Source organism: Hallella seregens ATCC 51272 (genome assembly GCF_000518545.1).
Taxonomy (GTDB): Bacteria; Bacteroidota; Bacteroidia; order Bacteroidales; family Bacteroidaceae; genus Prevotella; species Prevotella seregens.
This window is the reverse complement of record NZ_JADU01000017.1, coordinates 18,052-31,722: the sequence shown is the minus strand read 5'-3', so window position 1 is coordinate 31,722 and position 13,671 is coordinate 18,052. Positions and strand designations below refer to the sequence as shown.

The 13,671-nt window shown below is 51.3% G+C and carries 9 protein-coding genes; all 9 read left to right on the top strand.

Annotated elements, in window-relative coordinates; translation table 11 throughout:
- Positions 1-16 precede the first annotated feature (16 nt).
- The 9 genes from L888_RS0106875 (at position 17) to L888_RS0106835 (ending at position 13,638) form a co-directional block, all read left to right on the top strand.
- Positions 17-2,026, top strand: coding sequence for a SusD/RagB family nutrient-binding outer membrane lipoprotein (locus L888_RS0106875; RefSeq protein ID WP_027952359.1), 2,010 nt, complete (start codon positions 17-19; stop codon positions 2,024-2,026).
- Between the two features lie 179 nt (positions 2,027-2,205).
- Positions 2,206-2,850 (top strand): RICIN domain-containing protein, encoded by a 645-nt coding sequence (locus L888_RS0106870; RefSeq protein WP_027952358.1) that lies wholly within the window; start codon positions 2,206-2,208, stop codon positions 2,848-2,850.
- Between the two features lie 258 nt (positions 2,851-3,108).
- Complete coding sequence (locus L888_RS0106865; protein WP_245594839.1) at positions 3,109-6,546, top strand: glycoside hydrolase family 2 TIM barrel-domain containing protein; 3,438 nt, start codon at positions 3,109-3,111, stop codon at positions 6,544-6,546.
- A gap of 251 nt (positions 6,547-6,797) precedes the next feature.
- Complete coding sequence (locus tag L888_RS13460) at positions 6,798-7,532, top strand: creatininase family protein (protein WP_044248872.1); 735 nt, start codon at positions 6,798-6,800, stop codon at positions 7,530-7,532.
- Between the two features lie 211 nt (positions 7,533-7,743).
- Positions 7,744-8,835: a cyclically-permuted mutarotase family protein gene (locus L888_RS0106855; protein WP_044248892.1), complete on the top strand. Its 1,092-nt coding sequence runs from the start codon at positions 7,744-7,746 to the stop codon at positions 8,833-8,835.
- Between the two features lie 12 nt (positions 8,836-8,847).
- Positions 8,848-10,089 (top strand): MFS transporter, encoded by a 1,242-nt coding sequence (locus tag L888_RS0106850; protein ID WP_027952355.1) that lies wholly within the window; start codon positions 8,848-8,850, stop codon positions 10,087-10,089.
- A gap of 77 nt (positions 10,090-10,166) precedes the next feature.
- Positions 10,167-11,084 (top strand): dihydrodipicolinate synthase family protein, encoded by a 918-nt coding sequence (locus L888_RS0106845; protein ID WP_027952354.1) that lies wholly within the window; start codon positions 10,167-10,169, stop codon positions 11,082-11,084.
- A gap of 3 nt (positions 11,085-11,087) precedes the next feature.
- Positions 11,088-12,278: an AGE family epimerase/isomerase gene (locus L888_RS0106840; protein WP_027952353.1), complete on the top strand. Its 1,191-nt coding sequence runs from the start codon at positions 11,088-11,090 to the stop codon at positions 12,276-12,278.
- Positions 12,268-13,638 (top strand): sialidase family protein, encoded by a 1,371-nt coding sequence (locus L888_RS0106835; RefSeq protein ID WP_027952352.1) that lies wholly within the window; start codon positions 12,268-12,270, stop codon positions 13,636-13,638. The genes L888_RS0106840 and L888_RS0106835 overlap by 11 nt, the downstream gene beginning before the upstream one ends.
- Positions 13,639-13,671: the final 33 nt, after the last annotated feature.

Sequence of the window (13,671 nt, the reverse complement as noted above, 5' to 3'; positions counted from 1 at the left end):
CCTCATTAAAAAAGCTATGAACATTTTTACATCACCCCGAGCCTTATTAGTGGCTGGTGCAGCCTTGTTCTCCTTGGGACTCTCTGCCCAGACCACCTTGCTCAATGACACTGAGGCCGACGAGCTTAACTACCAACGCACGATAACTGATGCCGAGGCACGACAGGCCATGGGCGACCTTAGCCAACAACTTGCTACGGCCAGAGCCGGTTTCTGGTATCTTCGCGGATCCAAGGATGCTCGGCAGATTGCCACCCACTCCTATCAAGTCAAATACTCGCTGAGCCTCGAGAACTATGCTCAGTATTCCTGCGTCACCCATAGGGACTATCCTTACAGTCCGGGTCTTGAAATACCATCGACCTATTCTGTCAATAAGGCTATGGGCGGAGGTGGTGGCCTTTTTACCGATTACCGTACAACCGTTGTACCACTGATGGTTGACAGTCGTTTTAACAACCTTCCTGAGTTCAAGGCCATTTGTCTTCTCTTCTATGACTATGGAGCTGTGGAAAACTCAGATATGTTCGGCCCGTTACCTTACAAGGATTTTAAAAAGAACAAGTCTTCGAATCCTTTCACCTACAATAAGCAGAGTGATATTTATTATACTGCAGTTGCCAACATTGACAAAATTATTGCCTGTCTGCGGTATTATGAGGGCAATCGCACTCCTGCATACAAAACGGTGCTCCACAATGTCATCAAAAGTAGCTGTGACCTCATTCCGAATGGCGACTACCACAATAACCTCAACCAGTGGATACATTTTGCCAATGCCTTAAAGCTACGCTATGCCATACATATCTCCAAGGTTGATCCAGTCAGTGCACAGAAGTGGGCAGAAGAGGCTGCTGACCCTGCCAACGGGGGGCTGATGGCCGACAAGCCTCAGGAGCAGGTGCTGGTAGGGCTTAACGGAGCCACACACCCAGTTGTCGAGATACAGACATCATGGCACGACAACGTTCTTGGCGCGTCTTTTGTCAGCATCCTTGAGAGTCTCGACCACCCGTTTGCAAAGTATATGTTCGACAAAAACAGCGATCCCATCCTTAAGGTAGGTACCCAAGGGTCAGCTCCTCAATCTACAGGTCCTGAAGATCGTCTTATCGGTATGCGCAATGGCACAAGTGGCGGCATAGGCCAGGCTGTAGCCAGCAACTCTTATGTAGCTATGAGTAAGGTAAAAGCTGAATTTTTCGGACAACAGAATCCTCCGATGTTCTTCATGAAGCTGTCAGAGCAATACTTCAACCTTGCTGAGGCCGCACTACGTGGATGGGATGTCCGTGGTACGGCAAAAGACTTCTATGAGAAGGGAGTGCGGAATGCAGCCATCTCTGACCCAGCGTATGTGGATGAAGATGAGTATAAGAATTATGTTGACGAATACATGAGCCAGTCAGCTGCAAAAGATTATACATATGTTGATCCCACGGGCAATACCCCAGACATGCCAAGTGTGACAAAAATCGGCGTGGCGTGGGATGACAACCTCCCCGTTGAGACCAAACTCGAAATGATTATCACGCAGAAGTATATCGCTGCATATCCCAATCCCACCGAACCGTGGCTGGATATGCGCCGCACAGGTTATCCTAAGGTATTCCCGGTTATTAACACTGCCGATGGAGACGGAAGTTTACACGAGGGAGATCAGATTCGTCGTATCCCATGGAATTCGACAGATCCGTCGACGATTGATGATATCAACAACACGGGTATTCCCAACCTCGGTGGAGCAGATCAGATGGCTACACGCCTGTGGTGGGACACCACCGCTGGAAATTTCCCCACTGGCATCAATACAGTCAATAGTGACCGTCAGTCTGTGGAGATGATCAACGGAAACCTCGTATTTGAGGGCGTAAACAAGGTAGATATTTACGATACCACAGGCCGTATCGTCAAGACAATTGCCAATCCCGGCAACGTGTCTACACAGTCTATGCCTAGAGGCCTGTACATCATCAAGACTACTGGTGCCCTTGGTACTCAGACCCAGAAGTTCATGACGAAGTAATCGCTTACACCATACATGCAAGATTGTCTCTGAGAAAGGTACTACCTCGCTCAGAGACAATCTTTTAGTTGCTTTTTCTCCACATGCTGTCGCGGGATGTACGGAATAAGCATCATCGGATATTTTACAGTATATTATCTTCTTGCGATTGGTGTGACACCGAATTCTACTGACAATCTATGAAGAACCCTGTGATATTGACATTTATACTGGCGTGCTGTCTTGTGGCAGCCCATGCCGAGACTGCTGCTTCGTCTTTTGCAATAGCCAAGACATATTATATATGCAATGTAGCCAATGGTATGTACCTCTCTGTCACAAAAGGTAGCTTGGTGCTGTCCACAGTTTCCTCTCCTTTTACTTTCAAAGTCTCCGCAGACGGTTTTTATACGGTCTCCTCAACCTCCGGCACTGTCGGTGGCTCTATTCATATGCCGATTTCTACCGATGGTAGCGGACAGTATCAAGACTGGCTGCTTGAGCCTGTTGAGGGAAAGGAGGGTGTCTATCTGCTGGCAAACCGTCAGAGGGAATCAGCCAGCTTCCACTTTCTCGCTTTTTCCAAAGACGACGTCACAGATTCTCTCTCTTTAATGCTCTCGCCCGTTAAGCCCGGCGACTATGCGCCGGCGCAGTGGAGACTTGTCACAGAGGTAACGACGGATATGGGCGGCGTGACGACACAGCCGATAATGCCTGCTTTTCATTCTCAAGAAGGTGTGTATACCGTTTCCGGTATCAAATGCTCTGAGAAAGTGGGGGGGCTTGCCAATCTCCCCTCGGGTATATATATTGTTGATGGTAAAAAGACTGCTAAATATTGATCCTCTTTAAGTGCCGAATTGTGTTATCTAAGAAAATAAAAACATTTGCTTCCCACAATGATAGCCAACACCCGTAAAACCCTTTTGCCCCTTATCATATTGTTGGGGCTTTTTATTCCAAACGTCGTTTTTGGTGCAGACAACATTAAGAGTCTGTGGAAGAACTACGTTCCCGATGGCCAGCCATTCTCCACCACTACCGATATAGACTTTTCCCAGCATGCCCTCCGAGCCGTCATCGATTTGAGTACGTGTCGTATGGACAGGCAGTTGGAGGACATATTGTCTTTTGGCAGCAACATATCGCAGTGGAACGGCACACATGTACACCTTTACTATACTCGTTCCTCGCAGTCGCTCCAGATAGACGTGCTCATAGCTGGGCAGGGCAATGTCGTGCGCACAGACATTATTCTGCCCTCCACCGATCTCACCGTGGAGTTCAACAGGGATGGTCTCATTGTCAATGGCGAGAGCTATGCTGGTGCAACTGTCTGCCAGCTGATTAGTTCCATGAATCACATAGAGATAGGTAGCACAGAGGGCAATACACGTTCGTGGGCTACTTACAAGGATGTGAGTCTCATACCCTATACGGCTCCGCAATCTAAGCCGAATCCCGCCGACTTTTCCGTGGGTTTTATCAGTGATCAGACGTTTTTCCAACATAAAAAAGAGGTAGGGCATGCCACGTTTATCCCTTATACTACAGAGGCAGAAATGAAGGCCGATGCCCACTATGACCGTCCATGGCTTACACCGGAGAAAGCACAGACCATCGACCTCAATGGTGTGTGGAAGTTCAAGTATATTGCCGGAACTTCCAGCGGTCCGGGCGAAAGCGACTTCTTCGCAGACAAGTACGATGATGAGTCGTGGGATACCATCCGTGTACCATTGTCGTGGGAGATGGCGGGCTACGGTAAGCCGGTATATACTAATGTCGGATACCCGTTTTACAATACACCGCCGTGTGCCATGACCGGCATCAGTGGTAACGGTGTCGTTGATGACAATGCCATTGGCTTCTATCGCCGAATGTTCCGGTTGCCCGATGGGTGGACCGACAAGCGTGTGTTCATCCATTTCGATGGTGTGTACAGTGCCGCCGTGGTATGGGTCAATGGACAGTATGCCGGTTACTCACAAGGTTCCAATAATGATGCAGAGTTTGATATTACAGAACTTGTACGGCGGGGTGACAACCAGCTATCCGTGCGTGTCTATCGCTGGAGCGATGGCTCTTATCTCGAAGGACAGGATATGTGGCATCTCTCCGGTATACACCGTGATGTGTACCTCGTGGCCACGCCGAAGGTGTTCGTTCGCGACCATCGCATCACCGCCGACCTCACCGCTGATGCCACTTCCGGCTCCATGACCGTGGAGTTAACCGTCGACAACCGCGACAGCATTTCCGCAGCGAAAACTTTTACAGTGAAGTTGCTCGACCCCGATGGTGCTACCGTAGCCAGTGGCACGACCTATTACAGCGGTACGGACACGCAGAAACTCAGCGTGATGCTTTCTTCCCTCGCCCAACTCAAGCCGTGGACGGCCGAAACTCCGAATCTCTACACCGTCACTGTCAGCCAAACCGAAGGCGGCAGCGAGGAGATGGTATTCTCCACCAAATACGGGTTCCGTAAGATTACCAAGAGCGGTAACCTCGTCTACATCAACGGTAAGCGCGTATTTTTCAAGGGTGTCAATACACAGGACACACATCCTGAGTACGGTCGTGCCATTGATGTAGCTACGATGCTCAAGGATGTGACGCTGATGAAGCAGGCTAATGTCAACACCGTGCGCACCAGCCACTATCCGCGCCAACCGAAGATGTATGCCATGTTCGACTACTACGGACTATATTGCATGGACGAGGCCGATATGGAGTGCCATTACAACCAGAGTCTGGCTTCCAATGCCTCGTGGAGTGCTGCCATTACCGACCGCGAAGTGCGCATGGTGCTGCGCGACCGCAATCACCCGAGTATTATCTTCTGGTCAATGGGCAATGAGAGTGGCGGCGCATCGAATCTCATAGCTGCCATAGCGGAGGTGAGAAAACTTGATGACCGCATGATACACTATGAAGGTAACAATGTCATCGCCGATATTTCTTCCAGCATGTATCCCACGGTCAGTGATGTGACAGCCCGAAAGGGAGGTTATGCCGGCAAACCGTACTTCATCTGCGAGTATGCCCACGCCATGGGGCAGGCGCTTGGCAACTTCAAGGAATATTGGGATGTTATAGAGAACTCCACGGGTATCATCGGCGCGTGTATATGGGATTGGGTGGATCAGGCCATCTATGATCCCGTGCGGCTGAAGCAAGGTGAGAAAACAGATTCAAGGGGTTTCCATTACTGGACAGCGGGCTATGATTATAATACTGTAAATGCCGATATCGGCTTTCAGGGTAACTTTATGGACAACGGCATTATAACCCCCGACCGTGCATGGACGGGCAAACTTACTGAGGTACGCAAAGTGTACCAGAATGCCGTATTTGAGAAGTTTGAGAACAAAACAGCCACGATACGCAATAAGAACAGCTTCGTTAACCTCTCCGATTACAATCTCGCCTATGAAGTGCTGCGCGACGGCAGTGTGGTGGAACGTGGGGCGGTGCCTATGCCCGGTGTGGCTCCTGAGGGCACAGGCACGGTACAGGTACCATATACCACTGAAACAACCGACGGTGCTGAGTATCTCATCGTGCTCTCACTGACACTCAAAACCGCCCAGTCGTGGGGCATGGCTGGATATGCTGTGGCATACGAACAGTTCAAGATTACCGAAAGGCCGGAACTCAAGGCATACAGCAGCCGGGGTACAATCAGTGTCTCCGGTCAGACGGTGACAGGTATGACGGCAGATGGTCAGACTTTCAGCATAGTCTTTGCGGGAGGAAAAATTAACTCGTGGACTTATGCCGGCAAACAGATTATGCAGCAGGGCTTTGATTTTAACAACTACCGTGACATTGAGAACGACCGCAACGGGCAAGTTACCGGCTTGCCGTATGCCAACAGCTCCACTGTCATAGTCACCTCACCACCGACCAAAAACGGCAGTACGGCCACGATGGTCGTAGAAGGCCGTTCCCCCAACTGCAACTATACCATTGCCTATACTTTCTACGGCGATGCCACCGTGGACATGAAAGTGACTTTTACGCCCACTGGCGGCAACCGCAGGATTGGTCTCGGCGTACAGTTTGCAAAAGGATTTGAGAATGTGGAATACTATGCCCGCGGCCCGTGGAGCAATTACACTGACCGTAAGACGGGATCATTCTTGGGACGTTATGTCACTACTGTCGATGATATGGTGGAGGAACTGACCCATCCGCAGACCTATGGCGACCGTCAGGACATGCGTGACCTCACGCTCACCAACAGCACTGACGGCGTGGCTCTGAGGATTGTTTCTGGCGGTCAAGTATCTTTCTCGCTGTCCCACTATGACGAGACACGATGGTGCTACAATGGTGACCGCATGTGGAGCACAAAGCTACATTGGACGGATATGGTGCGCCAGCCGCAGATATACGCACACTTCGACTACATGCAGCGCGGACTGGGTAACAACTCGTGCGGTGGAGATATCTGCCTTCCGGAGTATGTATGCCCCACATCCGGCTCTTACACCTATACCCTGCGTCTGACGCCAAGTCTGATAAAGTAGTCTCCTAATATAGCGCAGGGCTCATGTCTACCTTGTCGGACGTATTCCTATCCTGTATGGAATGAACACATCTGAGGCAGCTAAAATTAAATAACCTATATCCCTAAGCGAAAGTTTTACAAATATTATTCGTAATATTGCACTTGCTGGTTGACTCCTTAGCTTGTGGCTTGCCCTAAAAAGACCCGAAAAGATTGGAGTTGTTACTGTTTCTAAGGATTTTTCTTTTAATTGATATTTATAATTGACTGATGACCGACAAAAAGAATATCCGTGAGCTTGATTTGTCCATCGCTCCGTATGGCATGACGAAAAAACGCAATTATGAGGTGGTGTTGCTGCCTTGGGGTGCCACGGAGCCTCACAATCTGCACTTGCCCTACATGACCGACTGCATCTTGGCACACGACATTGCAGTGGATGCTGCACGGCTGGCCCGAGAACAGTATGGTGTACTGTCGATGGTGATGCCCCCTGTGACAATGGGTGCGCAGAATCCTGGGCAGCGTGAACTGCCTTTCTGTGTGCACGCACGATACGACACACAGCGCGCTATCCTTGCTGACATCGTGGACTCGCTGAACCGACAGGGCTTCCGTCGCATACTGATTGTAAACGGACATGGCGGCAACAACTTCAAGAACATGATACGTGACCTCACCGCGGACTATCCCGATATGCTGTTGGCTACGAGCGAGTGGTTTCGTCAGGCACGGGCCACAGATTATTTCGATGCGCCCGAGGACCATGCTGATGAACTGGAGACTTCGGTGATGATGTACTATCATCCCGAATTGGTGAGGCTTGACGAAGCTGGAAAGGGTACTAACCGGGGTTTTGCGTCTGAAGCTCTGCGCACGGGAAAGGTGTGGCTGCCGCGGCACTGGAATATGGTTTCGTGCGATACAGGCATTGGCGACCCCTCACTCGCCACCGCAGAGAAAGGCCGTAGGTTTGCCGAGGCTGTGGCCTCCAGCTACGCCTAATTTCTTAACGACTTCGCCAAGGTGGACACTGTTACCGACCTCTACGATCCATGGGGATAATTAGGAAGAAAGGGGGGCAGTACGTACTTTTTTCATGTTACGTGTGTTCAATATGTTGTATAACCTAAACGGAATGACATCTATGGAAAAGCAACAGGACCTTTGCGCTTCGATCTAATTCCTATCTGAACAAATGCGGAATATACTGACAATGGCGATGACTCTTATAGGATTGAGTGGACTGTCTGGACAAACCTGCCATCTACAACCGGTGATTGGCTTCCCTAACGGGGAAGCAGGGATAGAACTAGGTGTCTCGGCATGTTACGCCGGAGGTGTGGATGGATGGGTGGTGATGGCCGGTGGCTGTAATTTCCCCGAGAACACGCTGGATCCCGACAGCAAGAAACGGTTTTATAAAGGCATCTACGTGGCCAAAGCCAGTGGCACCGACCGGCTGGACTGGACGAAAGCGGGGGTGCTGCCCCAGGAAATGGCCTATGGCGTGGCTGTGGCGTGCGACGGTGGGTTGGTCGTAGCCGGTGGTATCAATGCGAAAGGCAGCTTGAAAGATGTCTGTCGCATTGAACTCATGGAGGGAAAGGTGCACGTGAGAAAACTGCCGTCACTACCTTGCGCAATGGACAACATGGCCGGAGCCTTGGTGGGCCGCAAACTGTATGTAGCAGGAGGTTTTACAAACGGCAAGGCATCCTGCCGGGTGTTCCGTCTTGATATGGATAACGTGGTGAGAGGATGGGAAGAAGTTACTCCTTTTCCTGGCATCGCACGGGTGCAGCCCGTGGCGGGCAGTATGGGCAAGGGCCGACTGTGCCTCTTCGGAGGATTTGCCCCTGCAGCGGATGGGCGCCCGGCCGAACTGGCGATGGACGGATGTGTCTACGACGAGGGTAGCGGCGAGTGGACGGTAGTGGATGGACCTGCAGACAATTGGAACGAGCCCCTTTTCGTGGGGGGTGGCATTGCCGCCAACGTAGGGGAAGACAGCTTGCTGGTGATGGGAGGCGTGAACAAAGAAGTTTTCCTCGATGCCTTGAATCATCCACAGTCCGACTATCTGTCTCATCCTGTAGCATGGTACCGCTTCAATCCCTATACCTTATTATATAATGGAGGGCATTGGAAGACTGTTGCCAAAAGTCAGTCAACGGCCCGTTCCGGAGTGGCTTTGGCACAAACGTCACACGGCATATACGTGATAGGCGGCGAGTTGAAGCCGAGAGTGAGAACAAGCAAGATATATCGGCTCAGGAATCAGCAAGCATTGGGTTCTAAGTTCTAATTTCACCTCACTATGTTTAAACTTGAAAATAAATCTTATCCTTGGATATTAGTGGGGCTGCTATGGTTTGTGGCCCTGCTGAACTATATGGATCGGCAGATGCTCTCGACCATGCAAGAGGCTATGAAAGCAGACATTGCCGAGCTGAACCGTGCCGAGGCGTTCGGCGCGCTGATGGCCGTATTTCTTTGGGTCTACGGCATTGTGAGCCCCTTTGCCGGCATTGTGGCCGATAGAGTGAGTCGTAAATGGCTCGTGGTGGGCAGTATCTTTGTGTGGTCGACGGTGACGTATCTCATGGGCTATGCCCAGAATTTCCAACAACTCTATTGGCTGCGCGCGTTCATGGGGGTCAGTGAGGCTCTCTATATCCCCTCGGCCCTTTCGCTTATCGCCGACTGGCACGAAGGCAAGTCCCGCTCGCTGGCCATCGGTGTGCACATGACTGGCCTCTACGTGGGCCAGGCCATCGGCGGCTTTGGAGCCACAGTGGCGGCCCTCTTCTCGTGGCACTCCGCTTTTCATGGGTTCGGCATCGTCGGCATCGTCTACTCGCTGGTGCTCATGGTACTTCTCAAGGAGAACCCCAAGCACAACCACTCCCAAGCCCAACCCGGGGCAATGGTGACGAAGCGGGGCAACCCGTTCCGAGGGCTTTCCGTGGTACTGTCCACGTGGGCGTTTTGGATTATCTTGTTCTATTTCGCCGTGCCGAGTCTTCCAGGCTGGGCCACAAAAAACTGGCTGCCGACACTTTTTGCCGATAGCTTGGGAATTCCTATGTCGAGTGCAGGTCCCATCTCTACTATCACCATTGCCGTTTCATCGTTCGTGGGCGTACTCTTGGGTGGTGTAGTGTCCGATCGCTGGGTGCAACGCAACCTGCGTGGCCGCATCTATACCAGTGCCATAGGCCTGGGACTCACGGTACCCGCCTTGATACTGCTCGGTTTCGGCCATAGCCTCGTGGCTGTCGTGGGGGCGGGTCTCTGCTTCGGGGTGGGCTATGGCATCTTCGATGCCAACAATATGCCCATCTTGTGCCAGTTAATCTCGTCGAAATACCGCAGCACTGCCTACGGTATCATGAACATGACCGGTGTGTTCGCCGGTGCTGCAGTGACACAGGTATTGGGCAAATGGACAGACGGCGGTAATCTCGGACTGGGTTTCGCCATTCTGGGCGGCGTGGTGGTGCTGGCTCTCGTCTTGCAACTCTCCTGCCTTCGACCGAAGACGGACGATATGGAATGATTTGTAGCCGGCAGCAGAAGCTCGTCCGGCGGCAAGTTCAAGGAATCATAAACAAAAAAATATAAACGCAAACAACTATGGAGAAAATCATTGGGCTGATTGATGCCCCCTTTACTCCATTCCATCCGAATGGTGACGTTAATCTGCAACCTATTGAGGCTTATGCGTCCGTGCTGGTGAAGAACGGACTGAAAGGGGTGTTCATCAATGGTTCTTCCGGAGAAGGTTATATGCTTACCACCGAAGAGCGCATGCTGTTGGCAGAGAAATGGGCCGTGGCGGCTTCTGCAGGTTTCAAGGTTATTGTGCATGTGGGCAGTTGCTGTCTGCGCGAGAGCGAGAAATTAGCCCGGCATGCACAGCAAATTGGTGCATGGGGCATCGGAGCCATGGCTCCTCCTTTCCCAAAAATCGGAAGGGTAGAGGAACTCGTGAGATACTGCGAGGTCATCGCTGCTGCTGCTCCTGAACTCCCGTTCTACTATTACCATATCCCCGCTTTCAACGGAGCGTACCTCCCTATGATCTCCCTGCTGGAAGCCGTTGACGGTCGCATACCTAATTTTGCCGGCATCAAGTACACCTATGAGAGTCTGTACGAGTACAATCAGTGCTGTCTGTACAAAAATGGTAAGTTCGATATGCTTCACGGTCAAGACGAGACCATCCTGCCGAGCCTGGCACAGGGAGGTGCAAAGGGCGGTATTGGCGGCACGACGAACTATAACGGGCGTGAGCTTGTGGGCATAATCGAAGCATGGAAACGTGGAGATGTGGAGACGGCCCGAGAGAAGCAGAACTTCTCCCAGGAGGTCATTAATGTAATCTGCCGTTATCGTGGAAACATCGTAGGGGGGAAACGCATCATGAAACTCATGGGCTTCGACCTTGGCCCCAACCGCGTACCGTTCCGCAACATGACTGATGATGAGGAAGTAGCCATGTGTCGTGAACTGGAGAAGATAGGTTTCTTTGAACGTTGCAATCGGTTCTGAACTATGGATGTTAAGAAATATTTAAGAAATTGGGCAGAGGTCTATCGCAAAGACTTGACCGACAATATCATGCCCTTTTGGCTCAATCATGGTCTTGACCGCGAGAACGGGGGTGTCTATACCTGTCTCGACCGTGAGGGAAGACTGATGGATGGCACTAAGTCTGTATGGTTCCAAGGACGTTTTGGTTTTATTGCCGCTTTCGCCTATAACAATATTGAGAGGCGGCAGGAGTGGCTGGAGGCATCAAGAAGTTGTATAGACTTTATCATTCAGCATTGCTGCGACGAGCATGGCCGCATGTATTTTGAGGTGACTGCTGACGGCAAGCCGCTGCGTATGCGCCGGTATCTGTTCTCCGAGTGTTTTGCAGCTATTGCTATGTCAGAGTATGCCATCGCCTCGGGCGACGAGTCGTATGCACAGCGCGCATTGGATATGTTTCGGCTGATCCTGCACTATAAAGACACTCCGGGTCTTCTACAACCCAAGTATCTTCCTGACATGGAGTGCCAAGGGCATTCGCTTACGATGATTCTTATCAACACGGCCTCACGGCTTCGTGCTGCCCTGCAGGATTCAATGCTCGATCAACAAATAGAAAAGTCGATACAGGCACTGCAGCGTTACTTCGTACATCCCGAATTCAAGGCTGTACTCGAAACGGTTGGTCCCCGAGGTGAGTTTATCGATACCTGCAACGGGCGTGTCATCAATCCCGGGCACTGTATTGAGACTTCATGGTTTATCCTTGAGGAAGCACGCCATCGGGCTTGGGACGAGAAGCTCACCGACCTTGCACTGACCATTCTTGATTGGTCGTGGGAATGGGGATGGGATAAGGAGTATGGCGGAATTATCAATTTCCGCGACTGTCGAAACTTCCCACCACAGGATTATTCGCAGGACATGAAATTCTGGTGGCCACAGACGGAGACGGTCATCGCCTGTCTGTATGCCTATCTTGCTACTGACGACGAGCGTCATCTCCTGCGTCACAAACAGGTGAGCGACTGGGCTTATGCCCATTTCCCCGACCCGGAATATGGTGAATGGTATGGATACCTGCACCGGGACGGGACGGTGGCACAGACGGCCAAGGGCAATCTTTTTAAGGGGCCGTTCCATATTCCACGCATGTTGATTAAAGGTTATATGCTTTGCAACGATATTTTTAAAAAACATGAAGAATAGTATTCCCTTATCCCAGATGTTGATGAGAAATAATTTTTGCAGAAGAATCAAAGGCTTAAGAGTTACGCCCGTGCAGCTTGCTTTCGTATTGCTTGTAGGTTTTCCTATTGGTACAACAGCGCAGACGACCGATAAGGAAGTTGTCGTTTTCGACAATGCGCACAGTGAGGTTCCCTACCGTATTCCAGCTTTGGCCTACACCCGCGACGGCCGGCTGATAGCAGTGTGCGATTATCGCATCAGTAAGTCGGATATCGGTATTAACAATCGCAACGGATTGTGGCAAATCAATGAGGTGATGCGTATGAGTACGGATAATGGCAGGACGTGGGGAGCTGTCAAGACTGTAGCTGAAGGCAACGAGTTGGCAGATGACTGGCATGCCGCTTTTGGCGATCCCTGCATCGTGGCCGACCGGGAAAGCGACCAGATCCTTATGGGATGCGTGGCGGGGAAGATAGGATATTGGGGAGAGAACCGGTCGACACGTGGTCGGCGTCAGGACTGTGTGTTCTTTCGCAGTAATGACGGGGGCCATACTTGGGGGCCGGGAGAACTACGTACCGACGACATTTGGAACCTCTATGAGGGAACCCTGCCTGGGGGGCAGTCGGCGCATGGACTGTTTCTTACTTCGGGAAAGATTATGCAGAGCCGATATGTCAAGGCCGGTTCGCACTATAGGCTCTACATTGCCCACCCAGTGAGACTCGATAGCTTCGACAAACGTATGGGCACTTTTGTTATTTATTCGGACGACTTCGGCAAGACTTGGCGGGTGTTGGGCGGAACGGCTGCGCCGGCTTCCATAGCGCAGGATGAATCAAAAGTGGAGGAATTGCCGGATGGCAGTGTGTTGTTAAGTTGTCGTGATAAAGACGGGGGCCGCCGGTTTAATGTATATACCTATACCGACCCGAAGACAGCCGCCGGCACATGGGGTGAGGAGGTGATGCCAAGCAACATGACACGCGACAGCATCAATGCAGTAAACGGAGGCATCATGGTAGTGTCTGCCCGACAAACGTCAACCGGCCGGCCGATATGTCTGCTGCTTCAGTCTGTTCCGCAGAGCCCCGAGCGTCGTACCATGGGGTTCTATTATAAGGTTGTGACCAATCGCACGGATTATGCCACGCCCAGTCGGCTTGCTGCCGGATGGGTTAAAGGGTTGAAAATCACTGATGCTACGGCATGCTATTCCACGATGGTGCTAATGGATGACGGATACATAGGGCTGCTATATGAAAAGAATTCTCATAACGACGGCTACGATATTGTGTTCCAGCGCCTCTCGTTGGACGAGATTACGGGCAACCAATACCACTACGACGATACGCAGCCATGCCGGCCGACATGATGAAACCAATTTTATCCTGATCTCAAGAACGTG

Bases quoted from the DNA above. Each gene is read 5' to 3' on its own strand.
- L888_RS0106875 (WP_027952359.1), top strand. From the start codon at position 17: ATGAACATTTTTACATCACCCCGAGCCTTATTAGTGGCTGGTGCAGCC.
- L888_RS0106870 (WP_027952358.1), top strand. From the start codon at position 2,206: ATGAAGAACCCTGTGATATTGACATTTATACTGGCGTGCTGTCTTGTG.
- L888_RS0106865 (WP_245594839.1), top strand. From the start codon at position 3,109: ATGGACAGGCAGTTGGAGGACATATTGTCTTTTGGCAGCAACATATCG.
- L888_RS13460 (WP_044248872.1), top strand. From the start codon at position 6,798: ATGACCGACAAAAAGAATATCCGTGAGCTTGATTTGTCCATCGCTCCG.
- L888_RS0106855 (WP_044248892.1), top strand. From the start codon at position 7,744: ATGGCGATGACTCTTATAGGATTGAGTGGACTGTCTGGACAAACCTGC.
- L888_RS0106850 (WP_027952355.1), top strand. From the start codon at position 8,848: ATGTTTAAACTTGAAAATAAATCTTATCCTTGGATATTAGTGGGGCTG.
- L888_RS0106845 (WP_027952354.1), top strand. From the start codon at position 10,167: ATGGAGAAAATCATTGGGCTGATTGATGCCCCCTTTACTCCATTCCAT.
- L888_RS0106840 (WP_027952353.1), top strand. From the start codon at position 11,088: ATGGATGTTAAGAAATATTTAAGAAATTGGGCAGAGGTCTATCGCAAA.
- L888_RS0106835 (WP_027952352.1), top strand. From the start codon at position 12,268: ATGAAGAATAGTATTCCCTTATCCCAGATGTTGATGAGAAATAATTTT.